This is a genomic window from Amorphus coralli DSM 19760, assembly GCF_000374525.1.
GTDB lineage: Bacteria > Pseudomonadota > Alphaproteobacteria > Rhizobiales > Amorphaceae > Amorphus > Amorphus coralli.
In genome coordinates, this window is sequence record NZ_KB894570.1 from 39,333 (window position 1) to 58,627 (window position 19,295).

Consider the following 19,295-nt stretch of genomic DNA (forward strand, 5'->3'; position numbering starts at 1 on the left):
CCGAACGCAAGTGAGGAGGGCTGAGATCCCGCATCCTGCCCCGAGCGAGCGGAACGGTTTTCGCCGCATTTGCATGGCGAAAAGCGGGCGCGGAGCTTGCTGCCCCTTCGCGTTGTGGCGGGGGCGGTGCTATAGGCGTCCGTCGTCCGTGTAAATGAGCGTGCCGGGTTCGCCCGTGCGGGCCCGGCGGACGAGGGTTGTTGAGCCGGTGCCGCCGCGCCTTCATACGGGTATCGCGCGCGCCAAAGGCTTCGGAGAGTGTCGGTATGGGAGACGTCAGCATGCGTCCAGTTCGCCGGGTGGCCCGCATCGCCGCCTTGTCCGCGCCCCTCCTGGCGTTGAGCCTGGGTGCGTGTTCCTCCATCTCGTCGGTGACGAGCGCGGTCACGCCGGATGCAAACAGCAGCATGGGCAAGTTCCTGCGCGGCACGTCGGCCGAGCCCACCACCATCGACATGACCCAGTTCGAAAAGACGGTGACCTGTCCGCGGGTTCAGATCCTGCCGGAGACCCACACCCTGCGCGTGACCTTCGGCGGGACCGAATACGAGCCCGGCGTGGTCCGCTACCAGGCAACCATCGCCGACACGGCCCGCGAGTGTGTCCAGGGCTCCGACGGCAAGATCGTCAAGGTCGGGGTTGCCGGGCGCGCGCTGTCGGGTCCGCGCGGCAGCGCCGGAACCATCAAGCTGCCGCTGCGCATCGTCGTGCAGGAAGGCGACACCGTCACCTATTCGAAGCTGCACACGGTGTCGGTGAACCTCACCGATTCCAACCCGTCGCAGAAGTGGGCGTTCGTGCAGCCCGATATTGCGGTGACCGATCCCGACAGGGCCAAGATCCTCGTGGGTTTCGACGACAAGGGCCGGTGATAAGTCGCGCCTGACTGCATCCACGATTTGACATCGGGTCGGTCACCACCATAATCGCAACCGTTCGCCGGGCAGGGTTGTCGCGGTCCGGCGACGGCGGATCGGCACTCGATCCACCGACACGTTAAGACGTTGCGGGAGAGGCCGGCACACTGCCGGCGCCGAAGGAGCAACCGCCCCGGAAACTCTCAGGCAAAAGGACCGCAACGTCCTCTGCGACACTCTGGAAAGCAGCCGTTCGGGCGTTCCGATCGGCTCACCGAAGGGGTAACCGGCGCGTCCTGCCGGGAAATCTCTCAGGTCACGTGACAGAGGGGGCACACGGTCGGCTCATGTCGGGTCGTCTGCGTGTGTGTCCCTGTGCCGACGTGAGAGATGATGTCCGACGCCCCCGCGACTGCCCTCCTGAAAACCCCGCTCGCCGACCGCCACGCCGCCCTCGGCGCGCGCCTGGTGCCGTTCGCCGGTTACGAGATGCCCGTCCAGTACGAGGGCATCATGGCTGAGCACCTTTGGACGCGCGAGCACGCCGGCCTGTTCGACGTCTCCCACATGGGGCAAGTCGTTCTGACCGGCCCGTCGAAGAGCCACGACGCCATCGCCGACATTCTCGAGGCCATCGTGCCGGCCGAGGTGCGAGGTCTCGCGCCCGGGCGCATGCGTTACAATTTTTTGGTCAACGACGAGGGCGGGATCCTCGACGACCTGATGATCACGCGCCCGGCCGATCCGGCCGAGGAAGGGTCGCTGATGATCGTCTGGAACGCCGCCTGCAAGGATGCCGATCTCGCCCATCTCAAGGCCAGGCTTCCCGACGGCGCGTCCGTCACGGAGCTGTCCGATCGCGCGCTCTTGGCTCTGCAGGGCCCCGACGCCGCAGCGGTTCTGGCGGCCCATGTTCCGGTCGCCGCCGATCTCGCCTTCATGGAAGCCGTCAAGACCAGCTTTGACGGCACCGAGTGTTTCGTCTCGCGCTCCGGATACACCGGCGAGGACGGCTTCGAGCTTTCCGTTCCCGCTTCCGAGGCAACCCGTGTCTGGGATGCGCTGATGGCCGACGAGCGGGTGAAGCCGATCGGGCTGGGCGCCCGCGATTCGTTGCGGCTGGAAGCCGGTCTCTGTCTCTACGGTCACGATCTCGACGAGACCACGAGCCCGGTCGAGGCCGGCCTGACCTGGGCGATCGGCAAGCGCCGGCGCGCCGAGGGCGGCTTCCCGGGCGCGGGACGCATCCAGCGCGAACTCGCCGACGGACCGGCACGTCGCCGCGTCGGTATCCGGCCGGAGGGCAGGGCGCCGGCCCGCGAGGGGACTCTGATCTTCTCAGAGGGCGGCGAGGAGATCGGCATCGTCACCTCCGGTGGCTTCGGCCCGTCGGTCGGCGCTCCGGTGGCCATGGGCTATGTCGGCACCGGCCACCACGAGCCCGGTACCGCGATCCTTCTGGAGGTGCGCGGCAAGCGCCTGCCGGCGGAGATCGTGAAGCTCCCCTTCGTTCCCAACCGTTTCAAGCGATAACCGGACGCGGCCTCCCACCGCTCCCCCACCCCTTCCAGACAAGAGGCATCCCCATGACCAAGCGTTTCACCGAAGACCACGAATGGCTCGACATCCAGGGCGACGTGGCCACCGTCGGCATCACCACCTTCGCCCAGTCGCAGCTCGGCGACGTGGTGTTCGTCGAGCTTCCGGAGACCGGCGCCCAGGTCGCCAAGGGCAAGGAGGCGGCCGTGGTGGAATCGGTGAAGGCGGCATCGGAGGTCTACGCTCCGGTGAGCGGCGAGGTGGTCGAGGTGAACACCGCACTGCCGGATGCGCCCGACACCGTGAACTCCGATCCGGAGGGCTCGGGCTGGTTTATGAAGATCCGCTTCTCCGACGAGGCGGAGGTCGCGAGCCTCATGGACGAGGCCGCCTACAAGGCCTTCGTCGACGCGCTCTGATCCGACCCGCCCCGACACCCCGAACGGAGGCGATGCCATGCGCTATCTCCCCCTGACCGACACCGATCGCGCCGACATGCTGGCGGCGATCGGCGTCGACGCGATCGACGACCTGTTCGTCGACATCCCGGCCGACAAGCGCGTCGACGGCGCGCTGGATCTGCCGCCCCACCGCTCCGAGCTCGGCGTCGAGCAGGCGCTGAAGCGGATGGCGATGAAGAACGTCTCCGCCGACAGCGTTCCCTTCTTCGTCGGAGCCGGCGCCTACAAGCACCACGTGCCGGCGACGGTGGACCATTTGATCCAGCGCTCCGAGTTCCTCACCTCCTACACGCCCTACCAGCCCGAGGTGAGCCAGGGCACGCTGCAGGTGCTGTTCGAGTTCCAGACCCAGGTGGCGGAACTCACCGGCATGGAGGTCGCCAACGCCTCCATGTACGACGGCTCCACCGCCACGGCCGAGGCCGTACTGATGGCCAACCGGGTCACCAAGCGGCGCAAGGCCGTGCTCGCGGGCGGCCTGCACCCACACTACCGCGACGTGGTGCGCACGGTGGTCGACATGGCCGACGACAAGCTCGTCTGCCTTGAGGCCGATCCGTTGGGCACCGAGGACGTGATCGCCGCGATCGACGAGGAGACGGCCTGCGTCGTCGTCCAGACGCCGTCCTTCTACGGTCACCTGATCGATCTGAAGCCCATCGCCGAGGCGGCCCATGCCAAGGGCGCGCTGCTGGTCGCCGTCTTCACCGAGGTGGTGGCGCTGGCGGCCATCGAACCGCCGGGCGCGCAGGGTGCGGACATCGTCGTCGGCGAAGGGCAGTCTATCGGCAACCCGCTCACCTTCGGCGGACCCTATGTCGGTCTCTTCGCCACCCGCCAGAAGTTCCTGCGCCAGATGCCGGGCCGGCTCTGCGGCGAGACCGTCGATGCCGACGGGCAGCGCGGCTTCGTGCTGACGCTGTCCACCCGCGAGCAGCACATTCGCCGTGACAAGGCGACGTCCAACATCTGCACCAACTCCGGGCTGTGCGCGCTGGCCTTCTCCATCCACGCGACGCTGCTCGGCGGGGCGGGGCTGACCAAGCTGGCAGCCCTCAACCACGCCCAGGCGGTAATGCTGGTGGAGCGCCTCGACACCGTGCGCGGCGTCGAGGTTCTCAACGACACCTTCTTCAACGAGGTCACAATCCGGGTGGACCGCAACGCCGAAGGCGTCGTCGACGACCTGGCCGGCCGCGGCATCCTCGCCGGGGTTCCGGTGTCTCGGCTGCTGCCGAAATCCGGCCACGACGACCTGATCGTGCTCGCCGTCACCGAATGCGTCTCCGACGACGACATCGAGACGCTCGCCACCGCGCTTTCGGAGGTTCTCTGACCCATGATGAACCAGAACGGACGTCCCACACGGCCCGAGGCGGCGAACGCCGCCGAGACGGTCGGCACCTTCACCGGCAACGCCGCCCTCGACATCGAGGAGCCGCTGATCTTCGAGGTCGGCACGAACGAGGCCACCGGCGTCGACCTGCCCGATCCCGCACCGGTGACGTCGCGCCTCGGCGGCCATGCCCGCAAGACGGCGGTGAACCTGCCGGGCCTGACCGAGCCCGAAACCATGCGCCACTACGTGCGCCTGTCGCGGCAGAACTACGCCATCGATCTCGGCCTCTACCCGCTTGGCTCGTGCACCATGAAGCACAACCCGCGGCTCAACGAGAAGATGGCCCGGGTGCCGGGCTTCGCAGACATCCATCCGCTGCAGCCGCTGGCGACCGTTCCCGGCGCCATCGAGCTGATGGCGGAGCTGTCGCACTGGCTGATGGAGATGACCGGCATGGCGGCCGTCGCCCTGTCGCCCAAGGCGGGCGCTCACGGCGAACTCTGCGGCATGATGGCCATCAAGGCGGCGCTGAAAGCCCGGGGTGAGACCCGATCCAAGGTGCTGGTGCCGGAATCGGCGCATGGCACCAACCCGGCGACCGCCGCGCTTCTCGGCTATTCCGTGGTCTCCATTCCGGCCCGCGCCGACGGCACGGTCGACGTGGAAGCGGTCCGGGAGCGCCTCGACGAGGACGTCGCGGCGATCATGCTGACCAACCCCAACACGTGCGGGCTCTTCGAGCGCGACATCGTGGAGATGGCGGAGGCGGTGCACGCCGTCGGCGCCTACTTCTACGGGGATGGTGCCAACTTCAACGCCATCATGGGCAAGGTGCGGCCGGGCGATCTCGGCATCGACGCCATGCACATCAACCTGCACAAGACCTTCTCCACGCCGCACGGCGGTGGCGGGCCGGGCGCTGGCCCGGTTGTGCTTTCCGACAAGCTCGCGGCCTACGCGCCGTTGCCGTACCTGCGCATGGAGGCGGGCGGCGCGGTGCTGGTCGAGCATCCGTCCGACACGGAGGCCGAGGCGCATCCCTTCGGCCGCATGACGGCTTTCCACGGCCAGATGGGCATGTATGTGCGGGCCCTCTCCTACATGATGTCGCACGGCGAGGATGGTCTGCGCCAGGCGGCGGAGGATGCGGTTCTGTCGGCGAACTACGTCAAGGCGCGGCTCGCCGACGTGATGACGGTCGCCTATCCGGAGCGACCCTCCATGCACGAAGTCCTGTTCAAGGACGACTTCCTGGATGGCACCGGTGTTTCCACCCTCGACTTCGCCAAGGCGATGATCGACGAGGGCTTCCACCCCATGACCATGTACTTCCCGCTGGTCGTGCACGGCGCGATGCTGGTGGAGCCGACGGAGTCGGAGAGCAGGGCGAGCCTGGATCTGTTCATCGCCACCCTGCGCGATCTCGCCATGGCGGCGTCGAACGGCCAGGTCGAGCGGTTTAAGCAGGCGCCGCAGCACGCCCCGCGCCGCCGTCTCGACGAAACCCGCGCGGCCCGCAGCCCGAGCCTCAGGTGGACGCCGCCCGAGCCGCGTTCCATCGAGCCGGCGGAAGCGGCGGAGTAGGGCGAACCGCCCGATCCCATCCGAACGACAAAGGCCCGCGCTCCGATCGGAGCGCGGGCCTTCTCCTTTTTGCGGCGGTCCTTCAGGCGGACAAGCTGGCCTAGTTCGGCCGGCCTGTGGCCGGGGCGGGCCGGAACGATCCGCCCTGGGGCGCGGCGTTGTCGGCCGTCCGCTCTTCCTGGGGTACCTTGTGGATGCCGGCCCGCTCGAAGCGCAGCTGCCGCACCAGGCCCCAGCACATCAGCGCGATGACGATGGAGAAGGGCAGGCCGGAGGTGATCGACGCGGTCTGCAGGGCCGTCAGCGCATTGCCTTCGGTCATCGAGCCTGCAACCAGCAGCACGGCCGCCACGACGCCTTCCAGCACGGCCCAGAACAGCCGCTGCTGCCAGATCGGGTTCGGGTCGCCGCCATTGGTCAGCATGTCCACCACCAGCGAGCCGGAATCCGACGAGGTGGCGAAGAAGATGGCCACCACGACGATGCCGAGCGCGGCCAGGACCGTCACGAACGGCGCCGCCAGCGGCAGCTGTTCCAGCAGCACGAACAGCGCGGTGTTGGTGTCGGCGTCGATCAGCGCCTCGCCGCCATTTCCGTCCATGATGTAGCGCAGCGCCGAGCCGCCGAAGATGGTGAACCAGACGATGGAGGCGCCCGTGGGGGCGAGAAGGCAGCCGGCGATGAACTGGCGGATGGTGCGGCCGCGCGAGATGCGGGCGATGAACATGCCAACGAACGGCGACCAGGCGATCCACCAGCCCCAGTAGAACAGCGTCCATGAGGAAAGCCAGTCGGCCCCCTCGCTGTTGAAGACGAACATGCGCAGGCTGGTCTCCGGCAGATGCTGCAGATAGTGGCCTGTGGAGCCCACCATGAACTGCAGGATGAACAGCGTCGGTCCGGCCAGGAACACCACCGTCGCCAGGATCACCGCAAGCCAGAGGTTGACGACCGATAGCCGGCGCACGCCCTTGTCCAGCCCCGCCATCACCGATAGCACTGCCACGCCGGTGACGGCGGCAATAATCAGAACCTGCACCGTCGGTGTGTCCGGCACACCGAAGATGGCGTTTAGGCCGGCGCTGATCTGGGTGGCGCCGAGGCCCAGCGAGGTTGCCAGGCCGAACAGCGTGCTGAACACGGCGAGGATGTCGACCATGTGGCCGATCGGGCCGTAGATCCGGTCGCCGATGAGGGGATAGAAGGCCGACGCCGGGCGCAGCGGCAGGTCGTGCCGAAAGCAGAAGTAGCCGAGCGAGAGGCCGATCACGATGTAGACGGCCCAGGCGTGCAGGCCCCAATGGAAGAAGGTGATGTTCATCGCCTCACGCGCGGCAGCGGCCGTTTCCGGGTCGCTGGTCGGCGGGGCGGTAAAGTGGGAGATCGGTTCGGCAACGCCGTAGAAGACCAGGCCGATGCCCATGCCGGCAGTGAACAGCATGGAGAACCAGCCGAACGTGCTCCATTCCGGCTTTTCGTCCGGTTTGCCCAGCTTGATGGAGCCGTACGGCGTCACCATCAGGACGATGGCGAAAAGCAGAAAGCCGGAAACGGCCAGCATGTACCACCAGCCGAAATAGGTGGAGATCCAGCCTTTGACGGCGTTGGCGACGTCGCCGAGGTTGCCTGGTGCGATCACGCCCCACCCGACGAAGGCCAGGACGAGCAGTGCCGATGCAATAAAGACGGGTGGGTTGGTGTGCTCGCGTAAATAATCGCGCGCGGATGCCATCATTGTCTCCCGGTTCGAACTCAGGACAGACAAGTTGAAGCTTGGCAACCGGGCAGGAAGATCTTGATCGTGGCTGAAAAGTGCCCCGCCGCCATGGTTCGTCCACAAAGGGAACGAGCGTTTGGCGGCTTGGTTCAGAAAAAATCTTGGACGCTTGGAATAGGGCTGCGGTGCCTTGGCAGGGCGACATGTCGTCGGGCCATGCCGTCCGGGGCGGAAGGAGCGCGGGCGGCGTTCTCAGCCTTCGTCGCCGTTGAACAGGCCGATCTGCTCCGACGGCAGGCTGGTGGGCGGTGCCAGTCCGAGGTGGCGGTAGGCGGCGGGCGTCATCATCCGGCCGCGCGGGGTGCGGTGCACGAAGCCCTGCTGGATCAGGTAGGGTTCGACGATGTCCTCGATGGCGTCGCGCGGCTCCGACAGGGCGGCGGCGATGGTCTCGATGCCGACCGGGCCGCCGGAAAAGCTCTCCGCGATCACCCGCATGTAGCGCCGGTCGAGGGCGTCGAGACCGGCGGAATCCACGTCGAGCCGGGTCAGCGAGCGGTCGGCGAGATCGCGGTCGATGGTCTCCTGTTCACCGACGATGGCGAAGTCGCGCACCCGGCGCAGGAGCCGGCCGGCGATGCGCGGCGTACCGCGGGCGCGCCGGGCGATCTCGATGGCGCCGTCCGGCGTGATGCCCATGCCCATCAGGGCGGCGCCCCGGCTGACGATGGAGGTGAGCTCCTCCACCGAATAGAATTCCAGCCTGAGCGGGATGCCGAACCGGTCGCGCAGCGGCGTGGTCAGGAGCCCGAGCCGGGTGGTGGCGCCCACCAGGGTGAACTTGGCGAGATCGATACGCACCGATCGCGCGGCCGGGCCTTCGCCGATGATCAGGTCGAGCTGGAAGTCCTCCATCGCCGGGTAGAGGATCTCCTCCACCGCCGGCGACAGCCGGTGGATCTCGTCGATGAACAGCACGTCGCGTTCGCCGAGATTGGTGAGCAGCGCGGCAAGGTCGCCGGCCTTGGCGATCACCGGACCGGAAGTGGCGCGGAAATTCACCGAGAGTTCGCGGGCGACGATCTGGGCGAGCGTCGTCTTGCCGAGGCCGGGCGGGCCGACGAGCAGCACGTGGTCGAGGGCTTCCTGGCGCGCCGCGGCGGCCTTGACGAAAACCTGCAGGTTGGCGCGCGCCGCCGCCTGGCCGACGAAGTCGTCAAGCGCTTCGGGGCGAAGCGACCGGTCGAAGTCGTCGCCGCGTTCCTCCGCCGAGATCAGTCGCTCGCTCATCGCGTCCGGTTTCCGTCCGTGGTCGTCCGCATCAGCGGTCCGAGAGCAGCTTCAGGCCGCCGCGGATCAGCTCCGCGGTCTTGGCCTCGCCGCCGGCTTCCTCGCTCAGCCTGGCGACGACCTTGCGCACTTCCGCCTCGGCATAACCGAGATTGACCAACGCCGAAACCGCGTCCGCAACGGCCGGGTCGGACGGACGGCGCGACAGCGGCGTGGCCACGAAGGTCTGGTCGCCGCCGCTGGCCATGACGCTGCCGACCTTGTCCTTCAGCTCCGAGATCAGCCGCTCCGCCACGCGCTTGCCGACGCCCGGCGCGCGCACGATGGAGGTGGTATCCTCCACGGCGATGGCCTCGGTCAGCTCGTCGCCGGAGAGGACGCCCAGCACCGCCAGCGCCACCTTGGCGCCCACTCCCTGCACGGTCTGCAGCATGCGGAACCACTGGCGCTCGGTCTCGCTGGCAAAGCCGTACAGCCGGATCATGTCCTCGCGCACCACCGTGTCGATGGTCAGCGTTACCGCTTCGCCGGGGGCGGGCAGGTTTGCCAGCACGCGGGACGGGCAATACACCTCGTAGCCGACGCCGTGCACGTCGATGATGGCGGCATCCTCGCCGATGGCTTCCACGACGCCCTTGAGCCGGCCGATCATCACGCGCTCTCCGCCAGCCGGTCCGCCAGCACGCGGGCCTGCCGGTGCTGCGCGTGACACAGCGCGATGGCCAATGCGTCGGCGGCGTCGTCGCTGTCGAAGGTGGCCTTGGGCAGAAGCACGTTGACCATCATGCGGATCTGCTTCTTGTCGCCGTGGCCGACGCCGATGACGGTCTTCTTCACCAGGTTCGGCGCGTATTCCGAGACCGGCAGGCCGATGCGGGCGGGGGCGAGCAGGGCAATGCCGCGCGCCTGGCCCAGCTTCAGGGTGGCGGCGGCGTCGCGGTTCACGAAGGTCTTCTCCACGGCAACTTCGGCCGGGCCGATCTCGCCGAGAACGGTTTCCAGCCCGGCGTAGAGGCTCGCCAGGCGCTCGGCGAGGCTGTCGGAGGCGTTGGAACTGACCGTGCCGGCGCCCAGGAAACTGACGGCGTTGCCGGAAACGGCGATTGCGCCCCAGCCGGTGCGGCGGAGGCCTGGGTCGATACCGAGGATGCGAATCGGGTGCGGCTGCATGGAACATGGGTAGAACGGATGAGGGTCCGTGCCTACACGGCAGCCATCGATTTTCTCTGTCGTGGCGCGCCGCTCCGGCCCCCGAACCGCGCGGAACAGGGGCGGGAGCCTGTACTCACTCCGGATGCGCGCCGATAAAGTCGAGGATCAGCCGGGTGATCTCGTCGGGATGGCTTTCCATGACGAAGTGGCCGCCGCCCTCGATGATCGTCAGCGTCGAGCCCGGGATGGCGTCGTGCAGCCGGTGCGCCCAGTCGACCACCTGCCAGGCGTCTTTCTCGCCCCAGATTATCTGCACCGGCATGGCGAGCTCGCCGAGGCGGGCGCCGACGTCCATCGTGTGCTTCGGGTCGTAATGGGCGATCTGGTGCTGGTAGAGGCTCGCCTGGCCAACCGGCCCGGCGACCATCTCCAGGTAGGCGTCGACGGTTCCGTCGGTCAGCCGGTCCGGATCGGTGATGGCCGTCTCCAGCCACGCTTTTGTATGCGCGCGGTGCTCGGCGTCGGGCGCGGCGATCAGCGCGTCCAGCCCGGCGGCGATCTGCTGGCGGGTGCGCGGCGACGGCCAGCTGTCGAAGGAGACATTGTCGATCAGCGTCAGGGAGGCGATGCGCTCGGGGTGGAACACGCCAAGCCGCTGCGCCACCGCGCCGCCGATGTCGTGGGCGACGATGTGGGCGCGGTCCAGCCCCCAGGCGTCCAGCAGTTGCAGCAGGATCGGAAGCTGGGCCGTTACCGACGTATCCACGGCCGGATCGGCGGGCCGTTCCGAGCGGCCGAAGCCGAGAAGATCGTAGACGTGGACCCGGTATCCGGCCTGGACGAGGGCAGGGGCCACGTTGCGCCAGATGTGGGAGAAGGCGGGCGTGCCGTGCATCAGCACGACCGACGGGCCGTCACCCTTGATGCCATAGGCGATGCGGTGGCCGTCGACGAGAAGATGGTCGGGCGTCAGGTTGATCATGGTACGGTTCGTCCGGCTTCGGGATGAGCGGTCTCCAGCATCGCGTCGACGCTTCATCGCGAAAAGCGATTTTTTATGCCGAAACGCATCGATCATTACGATGTTTTGACTGTTCGGCGAGCCGTCTGGGCGGGGTGGACGCAGCGCCGGAAAGGGGCCACATCAGTCTGACGGACCGCGCCCCGTGCGCGTCCATGCGTTGCGATGCGCGCCGGACTTGCGTATTCCAGACCATCGCATTTCGCGGACCCATTTCAAGAACACGAACGGTTGGACGATGGCCGGACATTCACAGTTCAAGAACATCATGTACCGCAAGGGCGCCCAGGACGCGAAGCGCTCCAAGGTGTTCTCCAAGCTCGCGCGCGAAATCACCGTCGCTGCGAAGACCGGTGCGCCCGACCCGGGCATGAACCCGCGCCTCAGGCTGGCGATCCAGAACGCCCGCGCGGAAAACATGCCGAAGGACAACATCGAGCGCGCCCTCAAGAAGGCGGCCGGCGGCGACAGCGAGAACTATGACGAGGTGCGCTACGAGGGTTACGGCCCCGGCGGCGTCGCCATCCTCGTCGAGGCGCTGACCGACAACCGCAATCGCACGGCCTCCAACGTTCGCGCGGCCTTCTCCAAGCATGGCGGAGCACTGGGGGAGACCGGCTCGGTCGCCTTCATGTTCGACCGCGTTGGTGAGATCGCCTATCCGGCGGAGGCCGGCGACGCCGACACCGTCATGGAAGCCGCCATCGAGGCCGGTGCCGAGGACGTGCAGTCCGACGGGGGCGGCCACGTCATCACCTGCGCCTTCGAGGATCTCGGTGACGTCTCCACGGCGCTGCAGGATGCGCTGGGCGAGGCCACCTCGGTGAAGGCCGTCTGGCGGCCGCAGACCAACTCCCCGGTGGACGAGGAGAAGGCGCAGACGCTGATGAAGCTCATCGCCGTTCTCGAGGACGACGACGATGTGCAGGCCGTCTTCTCCAATTTCGAGGTCTCCGACGAGGTCCTCCAGAAGCTGACCGCCGCCTGATCCGGCACAGCCTTCCGCCGGCGGTGATCTGAACCGTCGGCGCATCCCGCGCGTACCCCTCGTGGCGGCTCCGATCCTGAAGCCGACCGACCGCGCGGGAGCCTGCCCTTGTCCGTCCTTCGTCTCGTTCTCGGCGACCAGCTCGACCGGGAGATCTCCGCCCTCGACGGTATCGATGAAGCCGCCGATACGGTGCTGATGGCGGAGGTGGCGGACGAGGCGACCTATGTGCGCCATCACAAGCAGAAGATCGCCTTCGTCTTCGCTGCCATGCGCCACTTCGCGGGCGAGCTGGAGGACGCAGGTCTGGCGGTGCGCTATCAGCGCCTCGACGACCGCAAGCGCGCGACCAGCCTGAAGGATGCGGTCCGCGCGGCCCTCAACGCCACCGGTGCGTCCTCCGTCATCGTCACCGAGCCGGGCGAGTGGCGCCTGCTACGGGACATGGAGGGCTGGGAGAAGGAACTCGGCGTTTCCGTCGAGATCCGCGAGGACACGCGCTTCTTCTGCAGTCGAGCCGCCTTCGAGCGTCATGCCGAGGGCCGCAAGACGCTGCGGATGGAGTATTTCTACCGGGAGATGCGCAAGCGCACCGGCCTCCTGATGGATGGCGACGAACCCGTCGGCGGGTCCTGGAACTTCGACGCCGAGAACCGCAAGCCGCTGCCGGCCGATATTGCCGTGCCCGACCTGCCGGCCTCGAAACCCGACGAGATCACCCAAGAGGTGCTCGATCTGGTGGCGGAGCGCTTTGCCGACCATTTCGGCGACCTCGACGGCTTCGCCTGGCCGGTCACGCGGCGATCCGCGCTAATCGCGCTGGACCGGTTTGTCACCGAACGGCTGCCCGACTTCGGCGACTACCAGGATGCCATGGCCGCGGGCGCGCCGTTCCTGTTCCACGCGGCCCTGTCGCCGCTCATCAACGCCGGGCTGCTGCGCCCGATGGAGGTCTGCGAGCGGGCCGAACAGGCGTACCGCGACGGCCACGCGCCGCTCAACGCGGTGGAGGGCTTCATCCGCCAGATCCTCGGCTGGCGCGAGTTCATCCGCGGCGTCTACTGGCTGAAGGGGCCGGACTACGGCCGCGAGAACGCGCTGGACGCCACCCGCGATCTGCCCTGGTTCTACTGGAGCGGCGAGACGGACATGGCGTGCCTGGCCGATGTCGTGGACGTCACCCGCCGCCATGCCTATGCCCATCACATCCAGCGGCTGATGGTGGCCGGCAACTTCGCGCTGCTCGCCGGTGTGGATCCGCGCCAGGTGCAGGAGTGGTTCCTGGTCGTCTACGCCGACGCCTACGAGTGGGTGGAACTGCCGAACGTGCACGGCATGGCGCTTTTCGCCGACGGCGGCGTCTTCGCCTCCAAGCCCTATGCGGCCTCGGGCAGCTATATCGATCGCATGTCCGACTATTGTTCCGGCTGCCGCTACGACGTGCGCAAGCGCGACGGCGAAGATGCCTGTCCCTTCAACTATCTTTACTGGGATTTCGTCGCCCGCAACTCCAAGCACCTGCGCTCCAACCGGCGCATGGCGATGATCTACAAGAGCCTCGAGCGGATGGACGGCGACAAGGTGCAGGCCATGCGCGCCAGCGCGAAGCGCTTCCTCGACAGGCTGGAAACCTAGCGTTGCGACACGGGCAGTGGCCCGTTCGTCTTCGCGGTCCAGATCTCGACGTTCGACCGGATGTCCTCGATCATCGGCTGGGTGAGCAGCCGTTCTCTCAGGAGGGCCTCGTAGGCGGGGGCAGGGGCCGACGCGCCCGATCGGCTGACCGGCTGCGGATTGAGCCAGCGCAACGACTTCCGATCCGGCCTCGGTCCAGTCTGCTCTGTCGCCATCGGCAGGAGAGGGGCCATGCCAGCGCACGCACCAACAACCCGACCACATCTTGCCGTCGTGCTGCTGCTTGCCGTTTCGGCCGTGATGCCGCATTGCGCCGCTCGCGCCTCCGATGGCGCGCCGCCCGAGGGGCGCGAGCTTGCCGAGGCCTATTGTTCCGGCTGTCATGCCATCGGCTCGGACGACACGAGCGCGCATCCCGAGGCTCCGGCTTTCCGCACGCTGGGCCGGCTCTATCCCGTGGAGAATTTGCAGGAGGCGCTGGCGGAGGGCATCGTCACCGGCCACCCGGACATGCCCGAGGTCGCCTGGCATCCCGACACCATCGCGGTCTTCCTCGCCTACCTGAAATCGATCCAGGTGCCCTGAGCAATCGCAGGAAAAGTGCTCTTGCGGTTTTCCGTCCGGCTTTGTGGTGGAAAGCGATCAATCGCAGGGAAAGTGGGCACCGGTTTTCCGTCCGCGATTGCGACTAAAAGAATTCCCTCACGCCGAGTGCGTTTCGCGCACCGGCTCCGGGTGGGCGGCCTGTTTTTCTTTGCCGCTCACGCCGAACTCGCTTGCGCTCGCCGGCTCCGCGTGGGCGGCCTCCGGCCGGAGGGCGGTCGTCCGCTGGTGGGTGCTGTCCGGCCAAGCCCGAATTTCTCCAGATAGCGACCGCCCCAACCTCCGCTCATTCCCGCGAAGGCGGGAATCCAGGGCCGCACGCCGCAGCCTGTGTCTTCCCCCCCGCGCCGAGTTCGTTGCGCGCGGGTGGGTGTGGTCCGGTGAGGCAGGGAGGTGTGTCTGACAGGACCAACCCCTAACACAGCCCATTCAGCCCAGCTCGCGTGATTTCTGGCCCGTGGCGTCCCGGCCACGGGCCGAAACAATCCGCCAGGCCCTCCGTAGGGGGCTTCTCCTGCTCGCGTTCAGACAAACACCCGGTCGGAAGTGCCGGGCCGCCGGCGCGCCATGTGCCACCGGTTCCGAAAATGTCTTGCGTAAGGATTAGGCCGATGTTCGAGGACGTAGATTTCGAAAGGCTGGCAACGCTTCGCTGGAGCGACCCGGACGAGCCCGGTCCGACCTACCGGCGGCGCGGCGTGGACGGCCCGCTGCGCGTGATGCTGCAGCGCTTCTCCCGGTTGTCGCGCGAGGAGCAGGCATCCGCGAGCGTGACGCTTTCGCCGGAGCCCGGCGACTGGTCGGCCACCATCATCGAGGGGCGCGAACTCCGGCAGATGGCGCGCCGGCACTCCTCCGGCCGGGTTCTCGGCTTCCTGGAAGCTGCCGCGCGGCTGCATCGGAGATCGAGCCGTGGCCCGACCCGGCTGGAATGGCCGGACGGCGACACCAGGCTTCGCAACGTGGGGTGATCGAGCAAAGCCAGGCGAAGTGGGAACCGGTTCGCCGTCCGGCTTTGCGGTGAAGAGAGAGCAAAGCCAGGCGAAGTGGGAAGCGGTTCCCACTTTTCCTGCGCTCGCTCGGGCGGCACGCAGTAGCGCGCTGGTGGGTGCGGTCCGGGGAGGGAGGCGGAAGTTGGCTTGCCGGGACCGCCTCAGGCGGTCTCGGTCTCCTTGTCGAGTTCGCGGGCGTGCAGCCAGGCGGCGTGCTGCGGCGCGCGCTTTGTCTTCGACCACTCCTCCAGCATGTCCCACTTCACCGCGTCCAGGTGCTTCAGCATCTCTTCTTCCTGCGGGTCGGGGCAGGCGAGCTCGACGCGGTGGCCGTTCGGGTCGAAGAAGTAGATGGAGTGGAAGATCGAATGGTCGGTGACGCCGAGCACCTCGATCCCGTTCGCTTCCAGGTGCTCCTTGAAGGCGACCAGCGTCTCGCGGTCCTTCACCTTGAAGGCGATGTGCTGAACCCATTTCGGGGTGTTCTCGTCGCGGCCCATCTCCGGCTTGGTGGGCAACTCGAAGAAGGCCAGCACGTTGCCATTCCCCGCATCCAGGAACAGGTGCATGTACGGGTCCGGCTCGTGAGTGGAGGGGACGTGGTCCTCCGCGATGGCCAGCACGAAATCCATGTTCAGCATCTTGGTATAGAACTCCACGGTCTCCTGCGCGTCCTTGCAGCGATAGGCGACGTGGTGGATCTTCTCGATCTTCAGGTCCGGTTTCATGGGGCAGCCTCCCTATTGGTTGCGTTTGTAACTAATTTGAGGCGTGCGCCCAGAAAAATCAATCAAAAACGTTTCATTTGAAACGAAATCTGCGCGACAACGCGCAGTCGCCGGTTGGCGGAGGCAGCAAGGGCGTTGGCGCGGGGGGCGGAGGGCCTGCCGAAGCCTAGAGGACCGGCATGGGCGTGTGCTCGCCGGCCGGCAAGTCTACCTGGACCGGATCGCCCGGCCGCACCGTGCCGCCGGACAGAACCACGCTCATCACGCCCGCCTTGCGCACCAGGTTGCCGTCGTCGTCCCGGTCGAGCACAGCCTGGACCAGGCCGTCGTGCAGGTCGTTGATGTACTTGCACGGGCTGCGCAGGCCGGTGAGTTCGACGACGGCCTCGTCGCCGAGGCGCAGCACGGTGCCGAGCGGCAGGGTTAGAAGATCGACCCCGGTGGTGGTGACGTTCTCGCCCATCTGGCCGGGCCCGACCGGGAAGCCCTTGTCGGCCAGCTCGTCAAAAAGCTCCGACTGGATGAGGTGCACCTGCCGCAGGTTCGGCCGGGTCGGGTCCTTCCGCCGGTCGTAACGATGCATGACGGTCGCGCCCGCATGGGCGTCGCCCTCCACCCCGAGCCCCTCGACGATGCGGATCGCGTCGACCGTGGGCTTGGAAAAGGTATGGCCGGCGGATCTGTGCACGGCGAGGACGGTGGCGGTCATGGGCTGTGTCGATCCTGATTGACCCGATCGGCGCCAGCCGCCGGGAAGCCATGCGGCAGCTCCTGATACGCGACGACGCTCAGTCCGCCTTCCGACATCGACCCTGCTCGGTCACGTAGTCGAAGGCCAGGCCATCGTCGAACACCTGCGGCTCGGAATAGAAGAGCGTGTAGCGAAACACGCCGCGCGCCGGGTGGATGTCCAGCATCGACGGGCCGTTCTGGAACGTCACCCGGCCGCCGAGCGCGATGCGACGGTCGCCGGCGAAGAAGGTGGCGAAGCCGGGCTCGTCGCGATCGGCAAGCGTCGCCGTGAAGAACGGCGCGTCCGTCTCCTGGCAGAAGTCGACCAGCGCGTCGCTGTCGGCATTGGAGGCCGCGATGCAGGTCATGAAGCTGTCGGCGGGGTCGGCCGGGGCCAGCAGAATGCGGAATGTCGGGGCGAGGGGATCCTCGGCGCCGCTGATCGGCTCGCTGCGCTCCTGGTTGCGGATGGAGACCGTCCGGTCCGCCTCGCACGCATAGGTGCCGAGCGTCACCTCCTGGGCGAGGGCGGGTCCCGTGGCCAGCGACGCGAGAAGAAGACCTGCGAGTGTGCGCCGGATCGGCATCGTCGCCGCCCTCCCGTCAGAAGGCCTTGAACGTGATGATGGTGCGGGTGTCGCGGATGTGCGGGATGGAGTGCAGCTTCTCGTTCATGAAGTGGCCCACGTCGTCGCTCTCCTCCAGGTAGAATTTCACCAGGAGGTCGTAGTCGCCGGCGGTGGAGTAGATCTCGGAGGCGATCTCGGCATCGGCGATGGCGTTGGCCACCTCGTAGGCCTTGCCGAGTTCGCATTTGATCGTCACGAAGAAGGGCTTCATAGGAAAGGCTCCGCGAGGGGGGCTGTCTGGGCGCGAAGTGAACCCGATCGGGCGGGCGAGGGCAAGGCCGCGGCGCCGCCGCACTTGACCTTGCACAGGCCGATAGCCCAGACCCTTGGACAGGCGCGCGCAGGCGCGACGGACGAGATGACAGCGCCGGTCGGGACCAGTCCCGGCATCGAGGCGACAGGAACGGCAGTGGGTACGATGAACGAAGCGGTGCGCGAGACGAAGCGCGGCTCTGTGATCAAGGGCGCGACGGGCGACTGGGAGATGGTGATCGGGCTGGAGGTCCACGCCCAGGTCCAGTCCGAATCGAAGCTCTTCTCCGGCGCCTCCACCGCTTTCGGCGGCGATCCCAACAGTCATGTCGCGCTGGTCGACGCGGCCATGCCCGGCATGCTGCCGGTCATCAACGCGGAATGCGTGCGCCAGGCTGTCCGCACCGGCCTCGGCCTGAAGGCGAAGATCAACCTGTTCTCGCGCTTCGACCGGAAGAACTATTTCTACCCGGACCTGCCGCAGGGCTACCAGATCTCCCAGTACCAGTACCCGGTGGTGGGCGAGGGCATCGTCTATGTCGACATGCCCGACGGCTCCACCGTGGAGGTCGGCATCGAGCGCGTGCATCTGGAGCAGGACGCCGGCAAGTCCATGCACGACCAGCATCCCTCCAAGAGCTTCGTTGACCTGAACCGCTCCGGCGTCGCGCTGATGGAGATCGTGTCGCGCCCCGACATGCGCTCTGCCGATGAGGCCAAGGCCTACATATCCAAGCTGCGCACCATCCTGCGCTATCTCGGCACCTCCGACGCCGACATGGAGAAGGGCAATCTGCGCGCCGACGTGAACGTCTCCGTGCGCCGCCCGGGCGAGGGCTTCGGCACGCGCTGCGAGATCAAGAACGTCAACTCCATCCGCTTCGCCGGTCAGGCCATCGAGTACGAGGCGCGCCGCCAGGTGGGCATCCTGGAGGACGGCGGCACCATCGACCAGGAAACCCGGCTGTTCGACGCCCGCACCGGCGAGACGCGCTCAATGCGCTCCAAGGAAGAAGCGCACGACTATCGCTACTTCCCCGACCCCGACCTCCTCCCGCTGGAGATCGAGCAGGCGGAGGTGGACGCGCTCGCCGCCGCGCTGCCGGAGCTTCCCGATGCCAAGAAGGCGCGCTTCGTCGCCGACTACGGCCTGTCGCCCTACGATGCCGGCGTGCTGATCTCCGACAAGGCGTCGGCCGTCTATTTCGAGCAGGTGGCTGAGGCCCGCGACGCCAAGCTTGCCGCCAACTGGGTCGTCAACGAGCTGTTCGGCCGCCTCAACAAGGAAGGCCACGACATCGAAGACAGCCCGGTCTCCGCGGCGCAGCTCGGCGGCATCGTCGACCTGATCGCCGACGGCACCATCTCAGGCAAGATCGCCAAGGACCTGTTCGAGATCGTCTGGACCGAGGGCGGCGACCCGGCGAAGCTGGTGGAAGAGCGCGGCCTGAAGCAGGTCACCGACACCGGCGCCATCGAGGCGGCCGTGGACGAGGTCATCGCCGCCAATCCCGATAAGGTCGAGCAGGCCAAGGCCAAGCCGTCCATGGCCGGCTGGTTCGTCGGTCAGGTGATGAAGGCCACCGGCGGCAAGGCCAACCCGCAGGCGGTCAACCAGATCGTCAAGGCGAAGCTGGGGGTGGACTGAGCAATCCCAGGAAAAGTGGGAACCGGTTTTCCGTCCGGGATTGCGGTCTGATGATATCCCTGGCGCCGAATTCGCTGACGCTCACCGGCTCCGGGTGGGCGGCCTGACTGCCATCTGCGGGAACCGCT

20 protein-coding genes and 1 riboswitch are annotated in these 19,295 nt (G+C 67.3%); of the genes, 10 read left to right on the forward strand and 10 right to left on the reverse strand.

Annotation, left to right across the window (positions count from 1 at the left end; translation table 11 throughout):
- Positions 1 to 281 precede the first annotated feature (281 nt).
- The 5 genes from C507_RS19890 to gcvPB all read left to right on the forward strand — a co-directional run bounded on the left by C507_RS19890 (position 282) and on the right by gcvPB (position 5,780).
- Positions 282 to 872 (forward strand): hypothetical protein, encoded by a 591-nt coding sequence (locus C507_RS19890; protein WP_156829106.1) that lies wholly within the window; start codon positions 282 to 284, stop codon positions 870 to 872.
- Positions 873 to 997: 125 nt separating this feature from the next.
- A riboswitch (glycine riboswitch) is annotated at positions 998 to 1,086 on the forward strand.
- 161 nt (positions 1,087 to 1,247) lie between these two features.
- Complete coding sequence (gene gcvT / locus C507_RS0100185) at positions 1,248 to 2,390, forward strand: glycine cleavage system aminomethyltransferase GcvT (protein WP_018697621.1); 1,143 nt, start codon at positions 1,248 to 1,250, stop codon at positions 2,388 to 2,390.
- A gap of 53 nt (positions 2,391 to 2,443) precedes the next feature.
- Positions 2,444 to 2,815 (forward strand): glycine cleavage system protein GcvH, encoded by a 372-nt coding sequence (gene gcvH, locus C507_RS0100190; protein WP_018697622.1) that lies wholly within the window; start codon positions 2,444 to 2,446, stop codon positions 2,813 to 2,815.
- A gap of 37 nt (positions 2,816 to 2,852) precedes the next feature.
- Positions 2,853 to 4,193 (forward strand): aminomethyl-transferring glycine dehydrogenase subunit GcvPA, encoded by a 1,341-nt coding sequence (gene gcvPA, locus C507_RS0100195; RefSeq protein WP_018697623.1) that lies wholly within the window; start codon positions 2,853 to 2,855, stop codon positions 4,191 to 4,193.
- 3 nt (positions 4,194 to 4,196) lie between these two features.
- Positions 4,197 to 5,780: an aminomethyl-transferring glycine dehydrogenase subunit GcvPB gene (gcvPB, locus tag C507_RS0100200; protein WP_018697624.1), complete on the forward strand. Its 1,584-nt coding sequence runs from the start codon at positions 4,197 to 4,199 to the stop codon at positions 5,778 to 5,780.
- A gap of 100 nt (positions 5,781 to 5,880) precedes the next feature.
- Here gcvPB and C507_RS0100205 read toward each other — a convergent pair whose 3' ends face one another.
- The 5 genes from C507_RS0100205 to C507_RS0100225 all read right to left on the reverse strand — a co-directional run bounded on the left by C507_RS0100205 (position 5,881) and on the right by C507_RS0100225 (position 10,921).
- Entirely contained in the window at positions 5,881 to 7,512 is a 1,632-nt protein-coding gene (locus C507_RS0100205) for a BCCT family transporter (protein WP_018697625.1), read from the reverse strand.
- Positions 7,513 to 7,749: 237 nt separating this feature from the next.
- Positions 7,750 to 8,787 carry a Holliday junction branch migration DNA helicase RuvB gene (gene ruvB / locus C507_RS0100210; RefSeq protein WP_018697626.1) on the reverse strand — a complete coding sequence of 346 codons (1,038 nt, stop codon included), beginning with the start codon at positions 8,785 to 8,787 and terminating at the stop codon, positions 7,750 to 7,752.
- Positions 8,788 to 8,818: 31 nt separating this feature from the next.
- A complete protein-coding gene (ruvA, locus tag C507_RS0100215; protein ID WP_018697627.1) occupies positions 8,819 to 9,439 on the reverse strand; it encodes a Holliday junction branch migration protein RuvA in 621 nt (206 codons plus the stop codon).
- Entirely contained in the window at positions 9,439 to 9,957 is a 519-nt protein-coding gene (gene ruvC, locus C507_RS0100220; protein WP_018697628.1) for a crossover junction endodeoxyribonuclease RuvC, read from the reverse strand. The genes ruvA and ruvC overlap by 1 nt, the downstream gene beginning before the upstream one ends.
- Positions 9,958 to 10,072: 115 nt before the next feature.
- Positions 10,073 to 10,921 (reverse strand): alpha/beta fold hydrolase, encoded by an 849-nt coding sequence (locus C507_RS0100225; protein ID WP_018697629.1) that lies wholly within the window; start codon positions 10,919 to 10,921, stop codon positions 10,073 to 10,075.
- A gap of 277 nt (positions 10,922 to 11,198) precedes the next feature.
- Between C507_RS0100225 and C507_RS0100230 the strand changes: the two genes are divergently transcribed.
- Positions 11,199 to 11,948, forward strand: a complete 750-nt coding sequence (locus C507_RS0100230; RefSeq protein ID WP_018697630.1) for a YebC/PmpR family DNA-binding transcriptional regulator — start codon at positions 11,199 to 11,201, stop codon at positions 11,946 to 11,948.
- A gap of 108 nt (positions 11,949 to 12,056) precedes the next feature.
- A complete protein-coding gene (locus C507_RS0100235) occupies positions 12,057 to 13,583 on the forward strand; it encodes a cryptochrome/photolyase family protein (protein ID WP_018697631.1) in 1,527 nt (508 codons plus the stop codon).
- On the opposite strand, the gene C507_RS0100240 is transcribed toward C507_RS0100235, so the two are convergent.
- Positions 13,580 to 13,756 carry a hypothetical protein gene (locus C507_RS0100240; protein WP_018697632.1) on the reverse strand — a complete coding sequence of 59 codons (177 nt, stop codon included), beginning with the start codon at positions 13,754 to 13,756 and terminating at the stop codon, positions 13,580 to 13,582. The two genes, C507_RS0100235 and C507_RS0100240, sit on opposite strands and share 4 nt — an antisense overlap.
- 58 nt (positions 13,757 to 13,814) lie before the next feature.
- Between C507_RS0100240 and C507_RS0100245 the strand changes: the two genes are divergently transcribed.
- Positions 13,815 to 14,168 carry a c-type cytochrome gene (locus C507_RS0100245; protein WP_026318713.1) on the forward strand — a complete coding sequence of 118 codons (354 nt, stop codon included), beginning with the start codon at positions 13,815 to 13,817 and terminating at the stop codon, positions 14,166 to 14,168.
- 629 nt (positions 14,169 to 14,797) lie between these two features.
- Positions 14,798 to 15,157, forward strand: a complete 360-nt coding sequence (locus C507_RS0100250; protein WP_018697634.1) for a hypothetical protein — start codon at positions 14,798 to 14,800, stop codon at positions 15,155 to 15,157.
- Positions 15,158 to 15,339: 182 nt separating this feature from the next.
- Here C507_RS0100250 and C507_RS0100255 read toward each other — a convergent pair whose 3' ends face one another.
- From C507_RS0100255 to C507_RS0100270, 4 genes are all read right to left on the reverse strand, one after another.
- Entirely contained in the window at positions 15,340 to 15,894 is a 555-nt protein-coding gene (locus tag C507_RS0100255) for a VOC family protein (protein ID WP_026318714.1), read from the reverse strand.
- Positions 15,895 to 16,072: 178 nt separating this feature from the next.
- The gene (locus tag C507_RS0100260) at positions 16,073 to 16,615 is read right to left on the reverse strand and encodes an MOSC domain-containing protein (RefSeq protein WP_018697636.1); all 543 of its coding nucleotides are present in this window, start codon (positions 16,613 to 16,615) and stop codon (positions 16,073 to 16,075) included.
- 79 nt (positions 16,616 to 16,694) lie between these two features.
- Positions 16,695 to 17,225, reverse strand: a complete 531-nt coding sequence (locus C507_RS0100265) for a hypothetical protein (RefSeq protein WP_018697637.1) — start codon at positions 17,223 to 17,225, stop codon at positions 16,695 to 16,697.
- 16 nt (positions 17,226 to 17,241) lie between these two features.
- Positions 17,242 to 17,478 carry an Lrp/AsnC ligand binding domain-containing protein gene (locus C507_RS0100270; protein WP_018697638.1) on the reverse strand — a complete coding sequence of 79 codons (237 nt, stop codon included), beginning with the start codon at positions 17,476 to 17,478 and terminating at the stop codon, positions 17,242 to 17,244.
- Between the two features lie 207 nt (positions 17,479 to 17,685).
- Here C507_RS0100270 and gatB point away from each other — a divergent pair, with 207 nt between their 5' ends.
- On the forward strand, positions 17,686 to 19,167 hold the full coding sequence (gene gatB / locus C507_RS0100275; protein WP_018697639.1) for an Asp-tRNA(Asn)/Glu-tRNA(Gln) amidotransferase subunit GatB: 1,482 nt from the start codon (positions 17,686 to 17,688) through the stop codon (positions 19,165 to 19,167).
- Positions 19,168 to 19,295: the final 128 nt, after the last annotated feature.